Source organism: Streptomyces crystallinus (assembly GCF_039521265.1).
Lineage (GTDB): Bacteria > Actinomycetota > Actinomycetes > Streptomycetales > Streptomycetaceae > Streptomyces > Streptomyces crystallinus.
In genome coordinates this window covers 70073-91472 of record NZ_BAAACA010000025.1, presented here as the reverse complement: position 1 = coordinate 91472, position 21400 = coordinate 70073, and the positions used below count along the sequence as shown (strand labels likewise).

Genomic DNA, 21400 nt, shown 5'->3' with positions numbered 1-21400 from the left:
AGATGCGCCGCTACGGCAAGAACCCCGACGAGGACGACATCCGGGTCCGCCCCAACCGCAAGGGCAACCGTCCCCGCACCAACATCCGCCCCAAGCACGAGGACGCCTCGGAGGGCATGGTCCTCACCGTGGACCGGGGACGGCTGACCTGTCTCGTCGAGGACCGTACGGTCACCGCGATGAAGGCCCGCGAGCTGGGCCGCAAGGCCGCGGTGGTGGGCGACCGGGTGATGATCGTCGGCGATCTCTCGGGCGACAAGGACACGCTGGCGCGCATCGTGCGCATCCAGGAGCGCAGTTCGGTGCTGCGCCGCACGGCGGACGACGACGACCCGTTCGAGCGGGTGATCGTCGCCAACGCCGACCAGCTGGCGATCGTCACGGCGCTGGCGGACCCCGAGCCGCGCCCGCGGATGATCGACCGCTGTCTGGTCGCCGCGTACGACGCGGGGCTCTCGCCGCTGCTGGTGCTCACCAAGTCGGACCTGGCCCCGGCGGACGACCTGCTGGAGATGTACGGGACGCTCGGCGTCCCGCACGTGGTGACCTCGCGCGAGGAGCTCTACGGCGGCGGCGCGGCCGAGCGGGTGCGCGCGCACCTGGACGGCAAGGTCACCGCGTTCGTCGGCCACTCCGGCGTGGGCAAGACGACGCTGGTCAACGCCCTGGTCCCGGAGGACCGGCGGCGGGTCACCGGCCATGTCAACGCGGTCACCGGCCGCGGCCGGCACACCACCACCTCGGCGCTGGCGCTCCCGCTGGCGAGCAGCAACGGCGGCTGGGTGATCGACACCCCTGGCGTCCGGTCGTTCGGCCTGCACCACGTGGACCCGTCCCGGGTGATCCTGGCCTTCCCCGATCTGGTGCCCGGCACCGAGAACTGCCCGCGCGCGTGCAGCCACGACGAGCCGGACTGCGCGCTGGACGCCTGGGTCGAGCAGGGGCACGCCGACCCGGCCCGGCTCTACTCGCTGCGCCGGCTGCTGGCCACCCGGGAGCGCCACGAGGGCGACTGACCGGCGCCGAGTGCATAATCGCGTCTAGCGTTGACGAGCAGTCACCTATGCGTTGCGGGAGGGCTTGGACATGGCGTGGCTGCTGGTGGTGGTCGCCGGAATCCTGGAGACGGGGTTCGCCGTCTGTCTGAAACTGTCGCACGGCTTCACCCGGATCGCCCCGACCATCGCCTTCGCGGCCTTCGCGCTCGGCTCGTTCGGCCTGCTGACCCTCTCCCTGCGCAAGCTGGACGTGGGTCCGGCGTACGCGGTGTGGACCGGCATCGGCGCGGCGGGCACCGCGATCTACGGCATGGTCTTCCTGGACGACGTGGTCTCCACGCTGAAACTGGTGTCGATCTCGCTGGTGATCGTGGGCGTGATCGGCCTTCAGATCTCGGGCTCGGCGCACTGAGCAACGGGGCCTGCGCACCGCCGCGAGCCCTGGTTCAGGACACCGACCGGATCGCCGCACGGGCCAGCACCGCCCGCACATGGGCCGCGTGCCCGCCGGCGCCGGAGACTCCCGGCGGCCCCGGATCCGGCGCCAGCACATAGGACAGGGCGAGCCGCACCACCGTCTCGCAGCAGCGCGCGAGCTCCACCGGCTCCACGGCGGGCAGCTCCTTCTCCAGCACCGCGAGCGAGCGGTCCCGTACCGTCGCCACCAGCTCCGACGGCCCCGGAACCCCTGCGTCCGCGCGCCGTTGCGCCGGTACGGGAGAGTGCGCGCCCAGCGTGCGGCGGGCGCGTGGGGCGGGCAGCCGCTCTCCCCAGCAGCCGGTGAGCAGCGCCCGGATCAGCGCGCTGGTACGGGCCGAGCGCACGGTCCACTCGGCGAGCGCGACCAGCCGGTCGGCCGCCGCCACCCGCTCGGCGAGGACCCGGTCGACCCCGCGCAGATAGACGTCGGCCTCGCGCCGCACCAGCGCGCGGGCCAGCCCGTCCTTGCTGCCGAACTCGTTGTAGAGCGTCTGCCGGGACACCCCCGCGGCCGAGGCGACGTCCACCATCCGCACCGCCGACCAGGGCCGTGCGGTGAGCGCCGAGAGTGCGGCGTCCAGTAGGGCTTCCCGCGCTGTGGGCATCGCGCCTCCCAGGGCCGTGCGAGCGGGCCGTCCTCAGAGTTGACGGGCGCCCCCGCACTGTCAATAGCCGTGGCGGGCGGTACGGCCGCGCCGGGCCGTCCGCATCCCGGGCCATGTGGTCGCCGGAGGTGCTGGTCGATACGGTGGTGGCCATGCCCGACTACCACGATGATCTGCGTCTCGCCCACGTCCTCGCGGACGCCGCCGACGCCGCCACGATGGACCGGTTCAAGGCGCTCGACCTCAAGGTCGAGACCAAGCCGGACATGACGCCGGTGAGCGAGGCCGACAAGGCCGCCGAGGAGCTGATCCGCGGCCACCTCCAGCGGGCACGGCCGCGGGACGCGATCCTGGGCGAGGAGTACGGCCTGGAGGGCACGGGTCCGCGCCGCTGGGTGATCGACCCGATCGACGGGACGAAGAACTATGTGCGCGGAGTACCGGTCTGGGCGACGCTGATCGCGCTGATGGAGGCGGGCGAGGGCGGCTACCGGCCGGTGGTCGGCGTGGTGTCGGCGCCCGCGCTCAACCGGCGCTGGTGGGCGGCGAAGGGGCATGGCGCCTACACCGGCCGCAGTCTGTCGCAGGCGAGCAGGCTGCGGGTCTCCAGCGTCTCCCGGCTCGCGGACGCCTCGTTCGCGTACTCCTCGCTGAGCGGCTGGGAGGAGCGCGGCAAGCTGGACGACTTCCTGGATCTGACCCGGGCGTGCTGGCGCACGCGCGCGTACGGCGACTTCTGGCCGTACATGATGGTCGCCGAGGGGTCGGTGGACATCTGCGCCGAGCCGGAGCTGTCGCTGTGGGACATGGCCGCGAACGTGATCGTGGTGCAGGAGGCGGGTGGCGTCTTCACGGGTCTGGACGGCCAGGAGGGCCCGCACAGCGGCAACGCGGCGGCCTCCAACGGCCTGCTCCACGACGAGCTGTTGAACCACGTGGGCACGGCGGACTGAGAAACCGCCGCCGGTCGCGGTCCGGCTCGGCCCGGCCGCTGGGGCGCGAGAGGGGCGTGGTTCGTACTTTTACGCGCCCCTCAACTGGCCTCTACCACCCCCTTGTTGACGCGCCCGCCGTGGTGCGACTCTAGGAGTCCCCCCACTTGTGAACTTGTGAATCCGTTCTCGTTCCCCGTACTCCCGTACGGGGCCACGGGGGTTCACCAAGGAGGTGGCTCCATCCATGCTCGTCCGTGACGCCATGAGCACGGTGGTCCTCACCATCGGACCCGCGCACACCCTCCGCCAGGCGGCCCGGCTGATGGCCGCGCGCCGCGTCGGAGCGGCCGTCGTCCTCGACCCCGACACCAGCGGGCTCGGCATCCTCACCGAGCGCGACATCCTCAACTCCCTCGGCCAGGGCCAGGACCCGGACCGGGAGACCGCGAGCACCCACACCACCACCGACGTCGTGTTCGCGGCGCCGGGCTGGACCCTGGACGAGGCCGCCGACGCGATGTCGCACGGCGGCTTCCGCCATCTGATCGTCCTCGACGGGGCCGGGCCGGTCGGCGTGGTCTCGGTCCGCGACATCATCCGCTGCTGGGCCCCCACCCGCCGCCACCCGGCCGAACTGGTGGGCTGAGCCGCCCCGGCATGCGCAGAGGGCCGGCTCCCCGCGGGGAACCGGCCCTCTGACTGCCTACGGCAAGCGATCCAGTGCTGTTCAGCCGCGCAGGGCCTGGACCGCGGCCTCCAGCCGCTTGCCGAAGTCCTCGTCCGCCTTGCGGAAGTTCTCGATCGCGCGCTCGGCGATGTCGTCGCGCGAGACCTTGGCGATGAAGCCGGACAGGTTCTCGATCAGCCGGGTCTTCTCGTCCTCCGAGTAGAGCCGGTAGAGGTTGCCCGCCTGGACGAAGTCGTCGTCCTCGGCGTGCAGCGGGGTCGGGTGGTTGCCCGTCGCGTCGGCGACCGGGACCGGCTGCCACAGCGGGCGGCCGGTCTGCTGCGGGCCGCCGAAGCTGTTCGGCTCGTAGTTCTTCGCGCCCTTGTGGCGGCCGTCGTAGAGGTAGCCGTCGCGGGAGTTGGTGCGCGCCTCGGTGGCGTGCGGGCGGTTCACCGGCAGGTGGTCGGCGTTGATGCCGACGCGGTAGCGGTGCGCGTCGCCGTACGCGAAGAGGCGGCCCTGGAGCATCTTGTCCGGGGACGGGCCGATGCCGGGCACGAAGTGCGCCGGGCTGAAGACCGACTGCTCGACCTCGGCGAAGATGTTCTCCGGGTTGCGGTTGAGCTCCAGCTTGCCGATCTCGATCGGCGGGTAGTCCGCGTGCGGCCACACCTTGGTGAGGTCGAACGGGTTGAAGCGGTAGGTCGCCGCGTCCGCCGCCGGCATGATCTGGACCTGCACGGTCCAGCTCGGGAAGTCGCCGCGCTCGATGGCCTCGCGCAGGTCGCGCTGGTGGCTGTCGGGGTCCTCACCGGCGAGCTTGTTGGCCTCGGCCTGGGTGAGGTTCTTGATCCCCTGGTCGGTCTTGAAGTGGTACTTGACCCAGAAGACCTCGCCCGCCTCGTTGTTCCACTGGTACGTGTGCGAGCCGTACCCGTTCATGTGGCGCAGCGTGGCCGGGATGCCGCGGTCGCCGAAGAGCCAGGTGACCTGGTGCGTCGACTCGGGGCTCAGACCCCAGAAGTCCCAGACGTTGTCGGCCTCCTGGGAGCCCGTGTACGGGTCGCGCTTCTGGGTGTGGATGAAGTCGGGGAACTTGATGGCGTCCCGGATGAAGAAGACGGGCGTGTTGTTGCCGACCAGGTCGTAGTTCCCCTCCTCCGTGTAGAACTTCAGCGCGAAGCCGCGCGGGTCGCGCACGGCGTCGGCCGAGCCGAGGTTGCCGGCCACGGTGGAGAAGCGCAGGAACGTCTCGGTCTGCTTGCCGACCTCGGAGAGGAACTTCGCCCGCGTCCACTGCGTGACGTCCCGGGTCACCGTGAACGTGCCGTACGCACCCGCACCGCGCGCGTGGACTATGCGCTCCGGGATGCGCTCCCGGTTGAAGTGCGCGAGCTTCTCCAGGAGCGACTGGTCCTGGAGGAGCACCGGGCCGCCGAACCCGGCGGTCTCGCTGTTCTGGTTGTCGGCCACCGGCGCACCGGCCTCCGTGGTGAGCGGTCCCTGCGTCACGTGCGCCTCCTGCGTCATTCCCTGCGAGTCCTGTCCCTTGGCGTATGCCGGTTCCGATCCTACAATGGACACTGTCTAAGTCAAGCGCCCATCCAAAGTCACACCCGTTCGGGATTCGACTCCCCCGACTGTTAGGCTGGCTCCCATGAGTGACCTCCTGGAACGACTTCGCGGCCGTGGCTGGCGCATGACCGCACAGCGGCGCGTCGTGGCCGAGGTCCTCGACGGCGACCACATGCATCTGACGGCGGACGAGGTCCACGCGCGCGCGGTGGCGAAGCTGCCGGAGATCTCGCGCGCGACCGTCTACAACACGCTGGGCGAGATGGTGACCCTCGGTGAGGTCATCGAGGTCTCCACGGACCGGCGCGCGAAGCGGTACGACCCGAACGCGCACCAGCCCCACCAGCACCTGGTGTGCGCCCTGTGCGGGGCGATCCGGGACGTCCACCCGACCGGGAACCCGCTGGCGGATCTGCCCGCGGCGGAACGGTTCGGGTTCACCGTGTCGGATGTCGAGGTCACGTACCGGGGCATCTGCCCGGACTGCGCGAAGGCCTAGGGCGGCCGGCGGGACGCGATCACGCCGCACCTTCCGTCCCCCGGTGGTTTGTGGGCATGCGTTCCGCAAAGGGCGGAACGGGTGGGCACAAACCACCCACCGGGCCGCACGGACATACGAAACAGGGCCCGGATCCATTCGGATCCAGGCCCTGAATACTTGGTAGCGGGGACAGGATTTGAACCTGCGACCTCTGGGTTATGAGCCCAGCGAGCTACCGAGCTGCTCCACCCCGCGTCGGTGAACACAACAGTACGTCACCCCGCAGAGCAGCGCAAACCCGATCGGCGCACCCCGGCTTGCGCGGCGCCTACGCCTGCGACACCCGCTTCAGGAGAGCGGCGCTCTGACGCACCCCCCGCCTACGCGGCGCCTACGCCGTCAGCTCCTGGTGCAGCGCCTCGCGCAGCCGCGCCGCCCGCTCCGCCACCTCGGCGGGTCCCAGCTCCACCGCCCGCGCGCACCAGCGCTGGCCCTCCGCCAGCTCCCCGCACCGCGCGGCGAGCAGCGCGAGCCGCAGCGCGGCCCGGCCGTGCCCGGCGTTGGCGGCCCGGGTCCACCACAGGGCGGCCTCGCGCTCGCGGCCCTCGCGGGCGAGCAGCAGCCCGAGGTTGAAGGCGCCGTTGCGGCTGCCCGCCTCGGCCGCCTCCCGGTACCAGCGCGCCGCGCCCTCCTGGTCGCCCCGCGCCGCCGCGAGCATGCCCACCCGCACCTGGGCGCGCCGGTGCCCCTGGGCGGCGGCCCGCTCGTACCACTCCTCGCACTCCGTCTTCTCGGCCACCGGCTCGCCGAGCACCGGCGCGCCCGGCGGCGGCTGGCGCGCGTCGAGCACGGTGGCGAGGCGGAACGCCGCCTCCGCGCTGCCGCCGCCCGCCGCGCACCGCAGATGCCGCTCGGCGGCGGCCTCCTCGCCGTCCCTGAGCAGCGCCATGCCGACCTGGAGGGCCGCCTCGGTGTGCCCGGCCGCGGCCGCCCGCTCGTACCACTTCAGCGCGGCGCGGTCCTCGTCCCGGCTGGCGAAGAGGATGCCCAGGTTGAAGGCCGCGTCGACGCTGCCCGCCTCGGCCGCCTTGGAGAACCACGGCTCGGCGCCGGTCGCGTCGCCGGCCTGGAGCAGCAGTACGGCGAGCGCGTTGGCCGCCTCGCGGTGGCCCGCGTAGGCCGCGCGCCGGTACCACTGCTCGGCCTGCGCCGTCCGCTCCTGGGCGGCGCAGAGCAGCGCCAGGTTGTACGCCCCGTTGTCGTCCCCGGCGTCCATCGCGGCGCGGTACCAGCGCTCGGCGGTCTGCGTCTCGCCCCGGGCCGCGTGCAGCGCGCCGAGCGCGTTGGCGGCGTTGCCGTCGCCGTCCTGGGCGGCCCGCAGCCACCACACGGCCGCGCTCTCCTCGTCGCCCGCGTCCTTGAGCAGGAAGCCGAGCGCGCAGGCGGCCTTGGCCTCGCCGTCCTTGGCCGAGGTGAGGTACCAGCGCCCGGCCTCCTTCAGCTCGCCGCGCTTCTCCAGGATCGCCCCGAGGTGCAGCGCGGCGCGCCGGTGGCCGCGCGCGGCGGCCTGGCGGTACCACTGCTCCGCCTCGGCGCTCCTGGCCTCGGTGTCCGGCTCGGCCTCGACAGCGATGTCAGGCTCTCCCTCGCGCTCGCCGCGCTGGTCGATCAGCCGGGCGAGGCGGTAGGCGGCCTCCCGGTGGCCCTGCTCCGCGGCGGCGCGCAGCCAGCGCTCGGCGCCCACGTCGCTGCGGTGCTCCAGCAGGTCGGCCAGGGCGTACGCCCCCAGCGCGTGGCCCTGCTCGGCGGACTGGCGCAGCCAGTACTCGGCGGCCGGCTCGTCGCCGCGCTCGCGGTAGTGCCGGCCCAGCGCGTGCGCGGCGGCGGCGGAGCCCGCGACGGCGGCGATACGCCACCAGCCGGCCGCCTCGTCCGCGTATCCGCGCTGGTGCAGCAGGACGCCCAGGTTGTTGGCCGCGGCCCGGTCGCCCTCCGCGGTCGCGCCGCGCAGATAGGGCTCGGCGCTGTCGAGGTCGCCGCGGCGCAGCAGCAGGGATCCGAGAACGCTCATGGACGCGGCGTCGCCGCTGTCGGCAGCACGCCGGTGCCGTGCCTCGGTCTCGGCATCGGCGGCGTCATCGGAGCGCATCTGCGCAAACCGCCCTGTCTCCAACAGAGTTGCCCTGTCCCCCATAAATACCATCGTCGCACCACCCGCTACCCGCGTACACCTGGTATACCGCAGCCAGTGAGGTCACTTCAGCGTTTTGTCGACATGCCCACAGAGAGATAAGCCAAACGCAGCAGGGGTACATCCGGACAGCGCAAATCGACGAGGGCCCGGATCCTGATGGATCCGGGCCCTCGTCGGTGAGTAGCGGGGACAGGATTTGAACCTGCGACCTCTGGGTTATGAGCCCAGCGAGCTACCGAGCTGCTCCACCCCGCGTCGGTGAATACAACGTATCACGACGCGGAACGGAGCCCGACCGGATTACCGGCCGCCCGGGCTCTGACCGGCATCATCGCCGGTCAGAGCCCGGGCCGGTGGTCAGCCGCCCCCTCCCCCGGTGGAGCCGCCGGCCGCGGCGCCTCCCGAGGACCCCTTCGCCTTCGCCTCGGCGTCGGCGGCCCGCTGGAGCGCCGCCTGAAGCTCCTGCTGGGCCTTGCCGTACGCCGCGAAGTCGCCCTTCTGCAACGCCTTCTGGCCGTCGTCGTACGCCTTCTGGGCGTCCTTGATGGCCTGCTCCACCGTGGCGTTCGTCCCGGTGGACGGCGGCTTGGTGGTGTCCGTCGGCGGCTTGGCCGGAGGCGGCGGTTCGGCCCCGTCGACTCCGAAGACCGCGTTCAGCGCCTGCGCCAGGGTGTCCTTGAAGACGGTCTTGTCCCCGTAGGAGACGCCGACCTTCTTCAGGAGCGGGTAGTTGGCGGAGCCACCGCGCGCGTACACCGGCTCGATGTACAGGAACCCGCCGCCGAGCGGCACGGTCAGCAGATTGCCGTAGTCGATCTCGGAGTCGCTGCCGCGCAGGTTCCGTACGAACTCGGCGACCTCCGGCAGACCGTTCAGCTTGCTCTGCACCTGCTGCGGGCCCTGGACGTTGTCCGTGACCCTGAGCAGTCTGATCGTGCCGTAGTCCTTGCTGGCCGCGTCCGCGTCGATCGCCATGAACCCGCCCAGGTTGGGCCGTCCGTTCGGCGTGAACGTCGTGGTCAGGGAGAACTTGTTGCCCTGCTTCTCGGCGCCCGGCATCTTCATCGACAGGTAGTACGGCGGGACCGCGACGCCGTCCTTGTTGGTCGGGTCGTCCGGCACCTGCCAGGCGTCACTGCCGCTGTAGAACTGCACCGGGTCGGTGACGTGGTACCGCGTCAGCAGCTCGCGCTGGACCTTGAACATGTCCTGCGGGTAGCGCAGATGGGCCAGCAGCTCCTCGGGGATGTCGGCCTTCGCCTTCACCGTGCCCGGGAACGCCTTCATCCAGGTCTTGAGGACCGGGTCCTTGGTGTCCCACTGGTACAGCGTGACCGTGCCGTCGTACGCGTCGACGGTGGCCTTGACCGAGTTGCGGATGTAGTTGACCTGGTTCTGCTGGGCCACGACCGCGCGCTGGCGGGTGGTCAGCGAGTCGGCCGTGGTCTCACCCAGCGTCGTGCGCGAGGCGTAGGGGTAGCCGTTGGTCGTGGTGTAGGCGTCCACCACCCACTGGATCCGCTTGCCGATCTTGGCCGGGTACGGGTCGCCGTCGATGGTCAGCCAGGGGGCGACCGCCTCCACGCGCTGCTTCGGGGTGCGGTTGTAGAGGATCTTCGAGCCCTCGCCGATGGCTCCCGAGTACAGGATCTGCGGCTCGCTGAAGGCCACCGCGTAGGCCGCGCGGTTGAAGGGGTTGGAGAGGCTGACGCCGCCCTTGCCCTGGAAGCTCGTGGTCTTCTGGCCCTTGCCCTCGGCCTCGTAGTCGAGCTCCTTCTGCGGACCGCCGACGATCGAGTACTGCTCGGTCTTCTCGCCGTAGTAGATCCGCTGCTCGTACTGGTCCTTGTCGAACTGGCCCTTGGTGGGCAGTCCGGACTCGGTGAAGTCCGGGGAGCCCGTGGAGTCCACGCTGGTGCCCTTGGCCGCGATCATGCCGTAGCCGTGGGTGTAGGTGAAGTGGTCGTTGATCCAGTTGCGCTTGTCGATCCCGTTGAGGTTCAGCTCGCGCAGACCGACGACCGTGTCCTGCTCCTTGCCGTTCTTGTCCGTGTAGCGGTCCACGTCCAGCGGTACGGCGAACTGGTAGTACTTGCGCTCCTGCTGGAGCTGCTGGAACGCGGGCGTGACCACGTTGGGGTCGATCAGCCGGTAGCTGGCGGCCGTGTCCGCGTCGGAACGCAGCTTGGCGTTGTCCTCCGCGGCCGTCGTCCCCTTGTAGTCGTCGACCTCGGTCTTGTCGATGCCGTACGCCATGCGCGTGGCGTCGATGTTCTTCTGGATGTACGGCGCTTCCTTGGCCTGCTCGTTCGGCTGGACCTGGAACTTCTGCACGATCGCCGGGTAGAGCCCGCCGATCAGGATCGCCGAGAGGACCATCAGACCGAAGCCGATCACCGGCAGCTGCCAGGTGCGGCGCCACAGCGTCGCGAAGAAGAGCAGCGCGCAGATGACCGCGATGCAGAAGAGGATCGTCTTCGCCGGGAGATAGGCGTTGGCGTCCACATACCGCAGGCCCGTCCAGTTGCTGCTGGCCTTGAAGTCGCTGGACTTCACCGCCAGGCCATACCTGTCCAGCCAGTACGCCACGGCCTTCAGGGCGACGAAGACGCCGAGCAGCACCGACAGGTGCCCGGTGGCGGCGCCCGTGGCGCGCGCGCCGGGGCTGGTGATCCGCAGTCCGCCGTACAGATAGTGCGTGAGGGCGGCGGCGATCAGGGAGAGGACGGTCGCCGCGAAGCCGAAGCCGACCAGGAACCGGTACCAGGGCAGGTCGAAGGCGTAGAACGACACGTCCAGGTGGAACTGGGGGTCCTTCTGCCCGAACGGCACCCCGTTGACCCACAGCAGCCAGGTGCGCCACTGCCCGGAGGCGGAGGCGCCGGCGATCAGGCCGACGAGCGCGGTGATGCCCAGGAGCAGCCACTTCTTGAACGGGGCGATGCCCATCCGGTAGCGGTCCAGGCTCTGCTGCTCCAGCGACATCGCGCTGAGCGGCGGCCGCAGCCGGTGGGCCAGCCAGATGTTCAGCCCGACGGCCACGGCCATCAGCACGCCGAAGAACGAGAACAGGCCGATCTTGGTCCACAGGGTGGTGGTGAAGACGGACGAATAGTGCACCGAGCGGTACCAGAGCCAGTCCGTCCAGAACCCGGCGAACATGACGAACACCATGGCCAGCATGGCCAGGATGCCCAGTGTCATGAGCAGGGTCCGGACCCGGCGGGACGGCCGGCCGACTCTGATCCGTGGCCCGGACGGGCCTCCGCCGCGGTCCGGCATCTGGAAAGCCAAGGTGCGCACCTCGAAGTTCGCTGTCGATTGAGCAGGCCCCGCGATCGTAGAGCCCACTCATGCAACTTACTGAGGCTTTACTCAGTTCCCGATCCGGGGGTGAAAGAGGGCAGGATGTTGGTCATGTCCAACGTTTCCCCCTCCGGCCCCCCGATGGCCGCGAGCCCCCTCACCCGCGCAGTGCTGGAAATCGACGAGTACGCCGCCGGTCTCGGCTGGGACCAGCCGGCCCGGCTGTTCGCCCTCGTCGACACCGCCAAGCTCCGTACCCAGGAGCCGGGACTCGCCGCCCAGCTCGGCCTCGACCAGGGCGACACGGCCGCCCCGCTGACCCCGATCGAGCAGGACGAGATCCCGGCCGGCCAGGCGCTCGACGAGTTCCTCGGCACCATCGCCTGGCCGGACGCGGTGGTCGGCTGCGCGCTGACCGTGGAGCGGCTGATGCTGCCGCCGTCGGCCGAGGCGTCCGTGCCCGAGGGCATGAACGACAAGCAGCTGGCGAAGTGGGTGGCCAAGCACCCCGACCGCCAGGAGGTCCGGATGACCGTGGCGGTGCTGCGCGACGGCGCCCGCGACTCGGCCGTACGGCTGCGCGAGAAGGACTCGCCGACCGAGGTGCTCACCGGCGCCGGCCTGGTCCCGGGCCTCGCCGAGGCGCTGGCCGCGACCTTCGCCGACTGACCCGGTACCGCGTCACGCGCGCGTGGGGCGCGGCCGGTCACTTCGCCGAGCAGCTCGGCAGACCGGCCGTGTCCCCCTTGCGGATCTTCTCCAGTGCCTTGGTCGCGTCGTCGATGGTGGAGACCTTCACCAGGGTCAGCCCACCGGGCGTGTCCGAGGCGGCCGCCGCGCAGTTCTCCGCGGGCGTCAGGAAGTAGCGGGCGCCCGCGCCGCGCGCACCGATCAGCTTCATCTCGATGCCGCCGATCGGGCCGACCTTGCCCGCGTCGTCGATCGTCCCCGTACCGGCGATGAACTTCCCGCCGGTCAGATCGCCGGGCGTCAGCTTGTCGACGATGCCGAGGGCGAACATCAGCCCCGCGCTCGGGCCGCCGACGTCGGCGAGCTTGATGTCGATGGAGAACGGGAAGGTGTGGTCGGTCCCGGCCTGGATGCCGACGATCGCCCGGTCGCCGTCCTTGGCCTTCTCGGTGGTGATCGTGACGTTCTCGGCGCCCTCGGGCTCCTTGCCCGCCTTCTCGGCCGCGGCCGCGTCCTTGGCCGGGACGACGGAGAAGACGACGTTCTGGCCCGGGCGGTGCTTGGTGACCAGCTTGGCCACGTCCCCCGGCTCCTTGACCGGCGAGCCGTCGACGGACCTGATCACATCGCCCGCGTGCAGCTTGTTCTCGGCCGGGCTGGCCTTGACCACGGACGCCACCACGACCCGCGACTTCACCGGGATCTTCAGCTCCTTGAGGGCCGCGACCTTGGCGCTCTCCTGGGACTGGCTGAACTCCTCGGCGTTCTCCTGCGAGGACTGCTCCTCGGTCTTGCCGTCCGGGTAGAGCGTGTCGTGCGGGACGACCTTGTTGTCGTGGGCCAGCCAGCCGTAGACGGCCTCCACGAGGTTCATCTTGTAGTCCGCACCGGTGACCCTGACCGTCGTCATGTTGAGGTGGCCGGTCGTCGGGTAGGTCTTGTGCCCGGAGATCTGCAGCACGGGCTCGCCACGCGCCTCGCCGAGGGTGTTCACCGTGGGGCCGGGCGACATCTCCGAGTACGGCACTTTGATGAGGACGCCTGCGCAGAGCAGCGCGATCAGGATCAAGGTGGAGGCGAGCATCGTCGCGGTGCGGCGTGGCATGGAACGACAGTACGGGACGTGCCTGTCAGTGCACCGCCGGGGCCGGTCCGTACGAGGAGGGTGGGCAGCCACGTACCGAAAGGGGCGCGGGGAGGGTGCCGAAGGAGGTCAGGCGGGCTCGGTTCCGGCCTGGGACTTCTCCATGGCCTCGCGGAACCGGCTGTAGCCGTCGAGTTCCGCGATGTCGCCGGTCGTACGATTGCGGGCTGCCCAGCTCGCCCATATCGCCGCGCCGACAGCAGCGAAAAGCGGAATCAGCAGCCAGGTGAGTGCAGCCATTCCGTCCTCCCGTCCCCAGATGAGCTACCGCAACTGACAGATCAGCAGATTAACCATCTGCGAGATCAACGCTCGGGGCAGGGGTGCGGTTACGCAAATCGGGGCGGATCCCCCCGACAGGGTTTCAGACACCCTGATCAGGCGGCCCGTTCACCCGTTGGAGGCGGCCGGGAAGGGTCAGCAGGCGCCGACCCATTCGTCCGTGCCGTCCGAGAACCGCTGGTGCTTCCAGATCGGGACCTCGTGTTTCAGGTCGTCGATCAGCTTGCGGCAGGCCGCGAAGGCCTCGCCCCGGTGCGCGCAGGAGACCGCCACGACGACCGCCAGATCGCCCACGCCCAGTTCGCCCACCCGGTGGACGGCCGCCAGCGCGCGGACCGGGAACTCGGCGACCACCTTGTCGGCCACTCGGCGCATCTCCGCCTCGGCCGTCGGATGGCACGAGTACCCGAGCGCCGAGACGTCGGCGCCGCCGTCGTGGTCGCGCACGGTGCCGACGAAGAGGGCGGTGCCGCCCGCCGAGGGGTCGCCCACGGCGCGGAACACCTCGTCCAGGGAGAGCGGGGTGTCACGGATCTCGAGCAGCCGGATTGGGTCGTCCGCCGCCTGCTCGCCGGGGTGATCGGGGTGGGTCTGTGCCATGGACCCATCGTGCCGTACCGCACTGACATCGCGGTATAGCTCTTTCACCCCGTCACCGACGTCCTCCGTAGGAGGGTCCTACAGCCCCCGCCGCTTGCGGGCCCTGCGGACCACGGCGGCCGCTCCGAGCAGCGCGACCGTCGCACCGGCGGCCCCGGCGGCCGTCGCGTCCTTGCGGCCCAGCCGGCGGCCCGCCACGGTGTGCCGGCCCGCGGCCTCCTCCAGGAGCTCGGCGAGGACCTCCTCGTTGGTCCACTGCGGCCGCCAGCCCGCGTCGTGCAGCCGCCCCACGCTGACCACCCAGGGGTGCATCGTGTACGCCAGGTCGCCCGCCGGGGACGGGGTGAGGCCGATCCGGTGCAGCCGGGCGGCGGCGCCGAGCGCTACCGCCGAGGGCAGCTCCATCCGCCGGATGCCGCTGAGCTCCTCGACCTCCTCCTGTTCGAGCCAGCCGTCGCAGCCGACCGCGAACTCGCCGTCGACCTTGCCGAGCGCCGCGTACTCCAGAGCGCTGCACAGGTCCTCGACATGGCAGAACTGCCAGGTCGGACGGGATCCGGCGACCACCAGGAGGCGGGGCGACTCGAAGTACCGGGTGAGGGCGGTGTCAGTACCGCCCACCAGGACGGCGGGTCTTACCACCGTGACGTTGAGACCGGGGTGGGCGCGCGGGGCGCGGCGGCCCAGGCGCTCGATCTCCAGCAGGTCGCCGACGCCGGTCGCCTCGGCGGTGGCGCGCAGCTCGGCGTCCTCGGAGAGGGGGATGTCGTTGTCGGGCAGCGCCCCGTAGACCATGGCCGAGGTGCACAGCACGACCCGGTGCACCCCGGCCGCGGCGGCGGCGGTCAGCACCGTCTGCGTGCCGCGGACGTTGTAGGCCGTACGGGCGGCGGCGTCGGTCTCCAGGTCGAGGTCGAGCGCCAGGTGGACGACGACGTCGGCGCCGCGCAGCTTCTCGGCGATCGCCGGGTCGCGCACGTCCAGGATGTGCCAGGTGGCCTCGGTCACCTCCCCCCGGCGCTCGTCGATGGCGATGACCTGCTTGATCTCCTCGGATGCGGCGAGCCGCGCGGTGAGCAGCGCGCCGATCCCGGCCGCGGCACCGGTGACCGCGACGACGGGACCCCGCGCTGCTGAGGGGGAATGGTTTCGCGCTGCGCGAACCTGCGGATCTGGGGAACTCACCGGGCGTCTCCAGCGGTTGTCTTCAGTACGTACACGAATGACCGCGTACGGACCAGGTGACGTCCATCCTGCCGCAGGCCAGGAGTCGGCGGAGCACCGAGCCCTTATCCGGCGCGGATGTCTACGCTGGTGGTGTTCGTGGGCAGTCGCCGTCGGCAGGAAGCCGGCGGCCCTAGGAGCCGAGGAAACCCGTGAGTGACAACCCATTCGGATTCGGCCTTCCGCCGGAGGAGCCGGAGAACGGCGACGAGGGCAAGGAGAAGGGCAAGGGCAACCAGGGCGGCCCGGCGAATCCGTTCGGGTTCGGCGGCGGGGCCGGCGGTGCGGACAACCCGTTCGCGGCCATGTTCGGCTCGCTGAACCCGAACGACCTGGGAGCGGCCTTCCAGCAGCTCGGCCAGATGCTCAGCTACGAGGGCGGTCCCGTGAACTGGGACATGGCCAAGCAGATCGCGCGTCAGACGGTCGCCCAGGGCACCGCCGACGGCACCAGGGACGAGAGCGTCGGCCCCGCCGAGCGCGCCGCCGTCGAGGAGGCCGTGCGCCTCGCCGACCTGTGGCTGGACGGGGTGACGTCGCTGCCCTCGGGCGCCTCCACGGCCGTGGCGTGGAGCCGCGCGGAGTGGGTCGAGGCGACCCAGCCGGCCTGGAAGGAGCTCGTCGACCCGGTCGCCGAGCGCGTCGGCGCGGCCATGGGCGGCGTGCTGCCCGAGGAGATGCAGGCCATGGCGGGCCCGCTGATCGGCATGATGCGCTCGATGGGCGGCGCCATGTTCGGCCAGCAGATCGGCCAGGCCGTGGGCGTCCTGGCGGGCGAGGTCGTCGGCTCGACCGACATCGGCCTGCCGCTCGGCCCGGCCGGCAAAGCCGCGCTGCTGCCGCTGAACATCGAGGCGTTCGGCAAGGACCTGGGCGTCCCGAAGGACGAGGTCAGGCTCTATCTGGCGCTGCGCGAGGCGGCTCACCACCGCCTCTTCGCCCATGTGCCGTGGCTGCGCTCGCACCTGTTCGGCGCGGTCGAGGGCTACGCGCGCGGGATCAAGGTCGACACCGCGAAGCTGGAGGACGCGGTCGGCCAGCTCGACGTGTCCAACCCCGAGCAGCTCCAGGAAGCCCTTCAGCAGGGCATGTTCCAGCCCGAGGACACCCCGGAGCAGAAGGCCGCCCTGGCGCGTCTGGAGACGGCCCTGGCGCTCGTCGAGGGCTGGGTGGACGCGGTGGTGCACGAGGCCGCCAAGCCGCGCCTGACCTCGGCCGACGCACTGCGCGAGACGCTGCGACGGCGCCGGGCGAGCGGCGGCCCGGCCGAGCAGACCTTCGCCACCCTGATCGGCCTCCAGCTGCGCCCGCGCCGGCTGCGGGACGCCTCGCGCCTGTGGGCCTCGCTCACGGACGCGCGCGGGGTCGACGGCCGCGACGGCCTGTGGGAGCACCCGGACATGCTGCCGACCGCCTCCGACCTGGACGACCCGGACGGCTTTGTCCACCACGAGCAGCTGGACTTCTCAGAGCTCGACAAGATGCTCGGCGAGGCGGCCTCCCGCAAGGACGGGCCGACGGACGAGCCCGGGGCCAAGGGCGAGGACGGCAAGGACGACGACAGCAAGGGCGACGACGGCAAGTGAGCCTGCACGAAGACGCGGTCCTCGTACTGAAGACGTACGAGGACCAGCCCGAGCTGCGCCGGACCTATCTGGACCATCTCTCGGCGCACCCGGACGGGATGTGGAAGGCCTGCGAGGCCGGCCACCTCACGGCGAGCGCGCTGGTGATCGCCCCGGAGCGCGGCCAGGTGCTGCTGACGCTGCACCGCAAGCTGAACATGTGGCTGCAGATGGGCGGCCACTGCGAGCCGCAGGACGTCTCGCTGACGGCCGCCGCCCTGCGCGAGGCGACCGAGGAGTCCGGTGTGCCGGGTCTCACCCTGCTGCCGGGCGGCCCCGTCCGGCTCGACCGGCACCCGATCCCCTCGCCCTGCAACTGGCACCTGGACGTCCAGTACGCGGCGCTGGCCCCGGCCGGCGCGGTCGAGGCGATCAGCGACGAGTCGCTGGACCTGCGCTGGTTCGGGTACGACGAGGTGGCCGAGGTCGCCGACGACTCGGTGGTGCGGCTGATGGAGGCCGCGCGGGCCCGGCTGTGACGGGCTGAGAAAGAGCGACGACGTAAGGGGCGGTCGCCCATGGCGACCGCCCCTTACCTCTTACCGCCTACCGCTTATCGGTTACCGGCACCCGGTCAGCTCCAGGCGTTGCCCTGGTTCTGCGCGTGGGCCCCCTGCTGGCCCATGCCGTACTGGGCCCGCAGGCCCTGGCCGATCACCGCGTTCTGCGGCGGCAGCACCTCGCTGGGCTGGACGAGCGCGAAGCCCTGGCCGAGGAAGCTGAGCTCCCAGCCCTCGCCGGTGTTGCCCCGGCGCCGCCACACGCCCGTGGAGTGCGTCTGCGCCTGCATCTGCACCCGCAGCGAGGTGGACCAGGCCACGATCGCGTCGGCGTCGGCGTTGACGTACTTGTCCGGGGTGACCTGGAGCACCAGCGGCTGGCCCGAGGTCATCAGGACGACCTTGCCGGTGCCGGTGATGTTGAGCTGGAACTTGCCGGTGCCGGAAATGCCGTACTGGCTGTCCACCGCGACGACCTCGTAGTGCAGCGAGGAGTCCATCGCCAGGACGTAGCCGCTGTCCACGGTCAGCCCGTCCCGGTCGACGTCCACCACGTGCACGTACTGGGCGAGGTTGGCGAAGTAGACGGTGCCCTGGCCGGAGACGCGCATCAGGTCCAGGCCCTCGCCGGTGTGGGCGCGCGCGTTCTGGTGGCCCCGCGACTGGTACTCGCCGTCGAACTCCATCAGCCCCTGGTAGGCGACCATCGAGCCCTTGCGGGCCAGGATGTCGTCGTGGCCGCTGAGCACGACCCGCAGCAGCTGCGGGTTCTGCGCGCTGTAGCGCTCCTGGGACTGCTGCTCGGTGTAGCTGAAAAGCGGGCTCTGCATGATGTTCTCGCTCCCCCTCAGCCCCGGGCCCGCAGGCGGTCGGTGCTGTCCTCACTCGGCTGTACGACGACGATCCCCTGGCCCGAGAAGGCCATCTGGTACGCCTCTCCGCTGCCCCGGCCGATCAGCGAGGACGCCTTGAAGCTGCGCTTGCCCTTCACCTTGAGGTTCGGGGACCAGGCCACCAGCGCGTCCGGGTCGACGTACGTCTCGTCCTCGCCGCTGCCGCAGTCGACGACGACCGGTGTGCCGCGCGAGGTCAGGGCGACCCAGCCGGTGCCGGAGATCTTCACGTTGAACAGCCCCTGGCCGGCGAACTTGGCGAGGCCCTTGACCCGCTCGACGCCCCACTGGAGGCTCGCGTCGAAGGCGAGCACATTGGTGCCGTTGACGGACAGCGCGTCGTTGTTGAGCTGGACGACGACGACATTGGCGCCGTAGTCGGCGAGGTAGAGCAGTCCGTCGCCGGTGCACTTCATCAGCGGGGCGCCCTCGCCGGTGATCCAGTCGCGGGCGATCTGGCGCACGGCCGGCGGGTTGGGCTCGTACTGGATGAAGCCCTCGTAGGCGACCATCGAGCCCACGCGCGCGAAGAGGTCCTGTCCGGTGGCCATGGCCACCTTGAGCATGGCGCTGCCGTGGTTCTCCATCCGGGCGGCGACGGGGGTGGGGGCATAGCCCGCGAGCTGCTGGTTCATTGTCCGGGCTCCCTCAGACCTCGTACGGCTGGACGACGATGAAGTTCCCGGGCGCGCCGCGGAACTGCAGGTTGACGGACTCGCCGCTGTGGCCCGGGTAGGCGTTGCGGCGCAGCCGGACCTGGCTGGAGACGATCACCTGCGAGGCGGACGACCACGCCACGATCGCGTCGCTGTCCGCGAACGTGGTCGGGGTGACCGGCAGGACGACCGGGGTGCCGTGGGTCATCACCACGAGCGTGCCGGTGCCCTGGAACAGCATGGTGAACAGCGCGCCGCCGGGGATCCCGTGGCCCTCGATACGGCGGACCTCGTACTGGAGCGACTCGTCGAAGGCCAGCACGTGCTCGGCGGAGACGCAGATGCCGTCGCCCTGGAGCTCGATGGGGTGCAGATGGGCGCTGTTCTCGGCGAGGAAGACCTGGCCGCGGCCGCTGCAGCGCATCAGCTGCATCTCCTGGCCGGTCGCGTTGCCGACGATCCGGCCGGCGAACCCGGCGCCCTTGTAGCCGAAGTCGACCTTGCCCTGGTACATCACCATGCTGCCCTGGCGGGCCAGCACCGGGGAGCCGCCGACGCCCAGGTCGACCCGGACGAGCTGCTTGTTCTGCGGGGTCCAGCGCTGTCCGGTGGGCAGCTCCTTGTACTGCTGGATGGCGCCCGCGAGGCCGCCGCCGGGCGGCATCCCCTGCGGGGCACCGGGCTGCCCGCCGTACGGGGCGGGGTGGCCGTAGGGAGCCGGCTGACCGTAGGGCGCGGGCCGGCCGTACGGGGCGGGCGCGCCGGGCGGCGGGACCTGGCCGGGGTACTGACCCGGCACCTGGCCGTACGAGGGCTGCTGGGGCGGCTGTCCGTACGGGGCGGCCGGGGCGGCCGGGGGCGGGACGGTGCCCGGCGGCATGGTCAGCGGCGCAGCGAGCGTCGGCGCCGCGTGGATCTGCGGGCTGGGCGCGGGCGCCGGAGGCGGCGTGGACCCGGGCGGCGGCGGCGCGTAGTGCTGCGCGGGGGCCGGGGCGGGAGCGCCGAACTGGGGGGCCGGCTGCGGGGGCTGGGGCTGTCGCGGCGCGGCCGGCGCGCCGAACTGGGGCGCGGGGGCGGCCTGCGGGGGCGGGGCGAAGCCCGGGGCGGCGCCCTGCGGCTGCTGCGGCGCCGCGGGCTCCTCCTCCAGGACCTCGCCGCCGAAGTTCTTCAGCAGCGCCTCCAGGCCGCCGTCGAAGCCCTGGCCCACGGCCGCGAAGCGCCAGACGTCCTTGAGGTAGAAGTCGCCCAGCATCACCGCCCGCTCTGTGCTGAACTCGGCGCCCGTGAAGGCGTATCTGACGACTTCCTCGCCACCGGCGACGACTCTGATGTACCCGGGCCCGACCTGCGACATCTGGCCCGCGCCGTCGATCGTCGCGGTGAACGAGAGCTTGTGGATGTGGGCCGGGACCCGGTCCAGCGTGACGCGGAACGACTCGGTGTCCCCGGCCTGGGCGCCGAGGAGCTGGATGGACTCCTCGGGCGACTTGGGCTGGTTGAAGAAGATGAAGTACCGGTCGTCCGACAGCTGCTCGTTCGCGTCGAGGCCGAAGCAGCTGATGTCGAAGGACAGTCCGGGGGCGCCGATCTGCACGCCTACATACAGATCCATTCCCGCTGTCAGGTCACTGATCTTGGCCTTGTGGCCGCGTTGGAATTCCCTGGCCATGCGAAACGACCGTCCCCCATCCCGAGTGTGATTGGTCGCGCCAGGCTAACGGCTGCCTGCGACAATCGGCCAAGCCGGGACGCACCGGTACGCTTTCGGTACACGATCGCAAAGATCACTCTCCGCGTGCGGCGGGCAGGTGCGGCAGCCGTTCGGCCGCCACCACCCCTTCGAGGTATCCACGCGCGCGTTCCGTCCGGGGATAGGCCTCCAGCAGCCGCCAGAAGCGCGGCCCATGGCCCGGCACCAGCAGGTGCGCCAGCTCGTGGACCAGCACGTAGTCGACGACGTACTCGGGCATGCCCTGCAACCGGTGCGACAGGCGGATGCTGCCCTCCGCCGGGGTGCACGAGCCCCAGCGGGTGTTCTGGTTGGTCACCCAGCGCACCGAGGCGGGGCGCGCCCGGCCCTCGAAGTACAGGTCGGACAACCGCTCGGCGCGCTCGGTCAGTTCCGCGTCGCCCAGCATCCGCTTGCTCTCCTGGGCGGCGAGCTTGTCGAGCATCACGTTCACCCAGCGCTGCTCCTCGGCCTCGGACATCCGGGCCGGGATCAGCACGATGGTGCGGTCGCCCTCGCGGTACGCCGAGACCGTCCTGTTGCGCCGGGCGCTCCTGCGCACCTCGACCGCGCTCGTCGCATGACCGCGGGGCGGCGGACTTGTGGGACTGCGGGGCGGGCTTCCGGCACTCTGCAGTGGGTCGGCGGGCACGCCCCGACGTTACCCGCTGTCAGTGGGGGAAGTCCCGCCTCCGGGAGGGTTGGCCCATGATCCATTCGCGGCGGGCACCATTTGAATGACTAATGGCCGTGCCTGTGGACAACTTTCCGCACGGGTTCGGCGCACCCGGCATTCTGGCAACGGATCGCACGAGG

At 71.2% G+C, this 21400-nt stretch carries 20 protein-coding genes and 2 tRNA genes; 8 read left to right on the top strand and 14 right to left on the bottom strand.

Going from position 1 to position 21400, the window contains the following annotated elements; genetic code table 11:
* Positions 1-2: 2 nt before the first annotated feature.
* Positions 3-1016, top strand: a complete 1014-nt coding sequence (gene rsgA / locus ABD236_RS20490; RefSeq protein WP_344075239.1) for a ribosome small subunit-dependent GTPase A — start codon at positions 3-5, stop codon at positions 1014-1016.
* A gap of 70 nt (positions 1017-1086) precedes the next feature.
* On the top strand, positions 1087-1410 hold the full coding sequence (locus ABD236_RS20485) for a DMT family transporter (protein ID WP_344075238.1): 324 nt from the start codon (positions 1087-1089) through the stop codon (positions 1408-1410).
* A 34-nt stretch (positions 1411-1444) separates the two neighbouring features.
* Here the strand turns inward: ABD236_RS20485 and ABD236_RS20480 are convergent, their stop codons facing one another.
* Positions 1445-2083, bottom strand: a complete 639-nt coding sequence (locus ABD236_RS20480; RefSeq protein WP_344075237.1) for a TetR/AcrR family transcriptional regulator — start codon at positions 2081-2083, stop codon at positions 1445-1447.
* Between the two features lie 152 nt (positions 2084-2235).
* On the opposite strand from ABD236_RS20480, the gene hisN reads away from it, so the two are divergent.
* Positions 2236-3036, top strand: a complete 801-nt coding sequence (hisN, locus tag ABD236_RS20475) for a histidinol-phosphatase (protein WP_344075235.1) — start codon at positions 2236-2238, stop codon at positions 3034-3036.
* A gap of 226 nt (positions 3037-3262) precedes the next feature.
* Positions 3263-3664: a CBS domain-containing protein gene (locus ABD236_RS20470; RefSeq protein ID WP_190090052.1), complete on the top strand. Its 402-nt coding sequence runs from the start codon at positions 3263-3265 to the stop codon at positions 3662-3664.
* Between the two features lie 81 nt (positions 3665-3745).
* Here the strand turns inward: ABD236_RS20470 and ABD236_RS20465 are convergent, their stop codons facing one another.
* Positions 3746-5215, bottom strand: a complete 1470-nt coding sequence (locus ABD236_RS20465; protein ID WP_344075233.1) for a catalase — start codon at positions 5213-5215, stop codon at positions 3746-3748.
* 127 nt (positions 5216-5342) lie between these two features.
* Between ABD236_RS20465 and ABD236_RS20460 the strand changes: the two genes are divergently transcribed.
* Positions 5343-5759: a Fur family transcriptional regulator gene (locus tag ABD236_RS20460; RefSeq protein ID WP_344075232.1), complete on the top strand. Its 417-nt coding sequence runs from the start codon at positions 5343-5345 to the stop codon at positions 5757-5759.
* A gap of 160 nt (positions 5760-5919) precedes the next feature.
* Here ABD236_RS20460 and ABD236_RS20455 read toward each other — a convergent pair.
* From ABD236_RS20455 to ABD236_RS20440, 4 genes are all read right to left on the bottom strand, one after another.
* A tRNA-Met gene (locus tag ABD236_RS20455) sits at positions 5920-5996 on the bottom strand.
* A 136-nt stretch (positions 5997-6132) separates the two neighbouring features.
* Complete coding sequence (locus tag ABD236_RS20450; RefSeq protein ID WP_344075231.1) at positions 6133-7944, bottom strand: SEL1-like repeat protein; 1812 nt, start codon at positions 7942-7944, stop codon at positions 6133-6135.
* Between the two features lie 172 nt (positions 7945-8116).
* Positions 8117-8190: transfer RNA gene (locus ABD236_RS20445), tRNA-Met, on the bottom strand.
* Positions 8191-8292: 102 nt separating this feature from the next.
* Positions 8293-11217 (bottom strand): UPF0182 family membrane protein, encoded by a 2925-nt coding sequence (locus tag ABD236_RS20440; protein ID WP_344075263.1) that lies wholly within the window; start codon positions 11215-11217, stop codon positions 8293-8295.
* 126 nt (positions 11218-11343) lie between these two features.
* Between ABD236_RS20440 and ABD236_RS20435 the strand changes: the two genes are divergently transcribed.
* Positions 11344-11910: a PPA1309 family protein gene (locus ABD236_RS20435; protein WP_344075230.1), complete on the top strand. Its 567-nt coding sequence runs from the start codon at positions 11344-11346 to the stop codon at positions 11908-11910.
* 37 nt (positions 11911-11947) lie between these two features.
* Here ABD236_RS20435 and ABD236_RS20430 read toward each other — a convergent pair whose 3' ends face one another.
* The 4 genes from ABD236_RS20430 to ABD236_RS20415 all read right to left on the bottom strand — a co-directional run bounded on the left by ABD236_RS20430 (position 11948) and on the right by ABD236_RS20415 (position 15142).
* Complete coding sequence (locus ABD236_RS20430; protein ID WP_344075229.1) at positions 11948-13036, bottom strand: YlbL family protein; 1089 nt, start codon at positions 13034-13036, stop codon at positions 11948-11950.
* Between the two features lie 108 nt (positions 13037-13144).
* Positions 13145-13315 (bottom strand): hypothetical protein, encoded by a 171-nt coding sequence (locus ABD236_RS20425; protein ID WP_344075228.1) that lies wholly within the window; start codon positions 13313-13315, stop codon positions 13145-13147.
* Positions 13316-13492: 177 nt separating this feature from the next.
* A complete protein-coding gene (locus ABD236_RS20420) occupies positions 13493-13957 on the bottom strand; it encodes a molybdenum cofactor biosynthesis protein MoaE (RefSeq protein ID WP_344075227.1) in 465 nt (154 codons plus the stop codon).
* A 78-nt stretch (positions 13958-14035) separates the two neighbouring features.
* Complete coding sequence (locus ABD236_RS20415) at positions 14036-15142, bottom strand: SDR family oxidoreductase (RefSeq protein ID WP_344075226.1); 1107 nt, start codon at positions 15140-15142, stop codon at positions 14036-14038.
* Between the two features lie 191 nt (positions 15143-15333).
* Here ABD236_RS20415 and ABD236_RS20410 point away from each other — a divergent pair, with 191 nt between their 5' ends.
* Both ABD236_RS20410 and ABD236_RS20405 read left to right on the top strand, forming a co-directional pair.
* Positions 15334-16767 (top strand): zinc-dependent metalloprotease, encoded by a 1434-nt coding sequence (locus ABD236_RS20410; RefSeq protein WP_344075225.1) that lies wholly within the window; start codon positions 15334-15336, stop codon positions 16765-16767.
* On the top strand, positions 16764-17285 hold the full coding sequence (locus ABD236_RS20405) for an NUDIX hydrolase (RefSeq protein ID WP_344075224.1): 522 nt from the start codon (positions 16764-16766) through the stop codon (positions 17283-17285). Before ABD236_RS20410 ends, ABD236_RS20405 begins: the two co-directional genes overlap by 4 nt.
* A gap of 95 nt (positions 17286-17380) precedes the next feature.
* Here ABD236_RS20405 and ABD236_RS20400 read toward each other — a convergent pair whose 3' ends face one another.
* The 4 genes from ABD236_RS20400 to ABD236_RS20385 all read right to left on the bottom strand — a co-directional run bounded on the left by ABD236_RS20400 (position 17381) and on the right by ABD236_RS20385 (position 21236).
* Entirely contained in the window at positions 17381-18136 is a 756-nt protein-coding gene (locus tag ABD236_RS20400) for an AIM24 family protein (protein WP_344075222.1), read from the bottom strand.
* A gap of 17 nt (positions 18137-18153) precedes the next feature.
* Positions 18154-18834: an AIM24 family protein gene (locus ABD236_RS20395; RefSeq protein ID WP_067163775.1), complete on the bottom strand. Its 681-nt coding sequence runs from the start codon at positions 18832-18834 to the stop codon at positions 18154-18156.
* Between the two features lie 13 nt (positions 18835-18847).
* Positions 18848-20524, bottom strand: coding sequence for a TerD family protein (locus ABD236_RS20390; RefSeq protein WP_344075221.1), 1677 nt, complete (start codon positions 20522-20524; stop codon positions 18848-18850).
* 115 nt (positions 20525-20639) lie between these two features.
* Positions 20640-21236 (bottom strand): M48 metallopeptidase family protein, encoded by a 597-nt coding sequence (locus ABD236_RS20385; protein ID WP_344075220.1) that lies wholly within the window; start codon positions 21234-21236, stop codon positions 20640-20642.
* Positions 21237-21400: the final 164 nt, after the last annotated feature.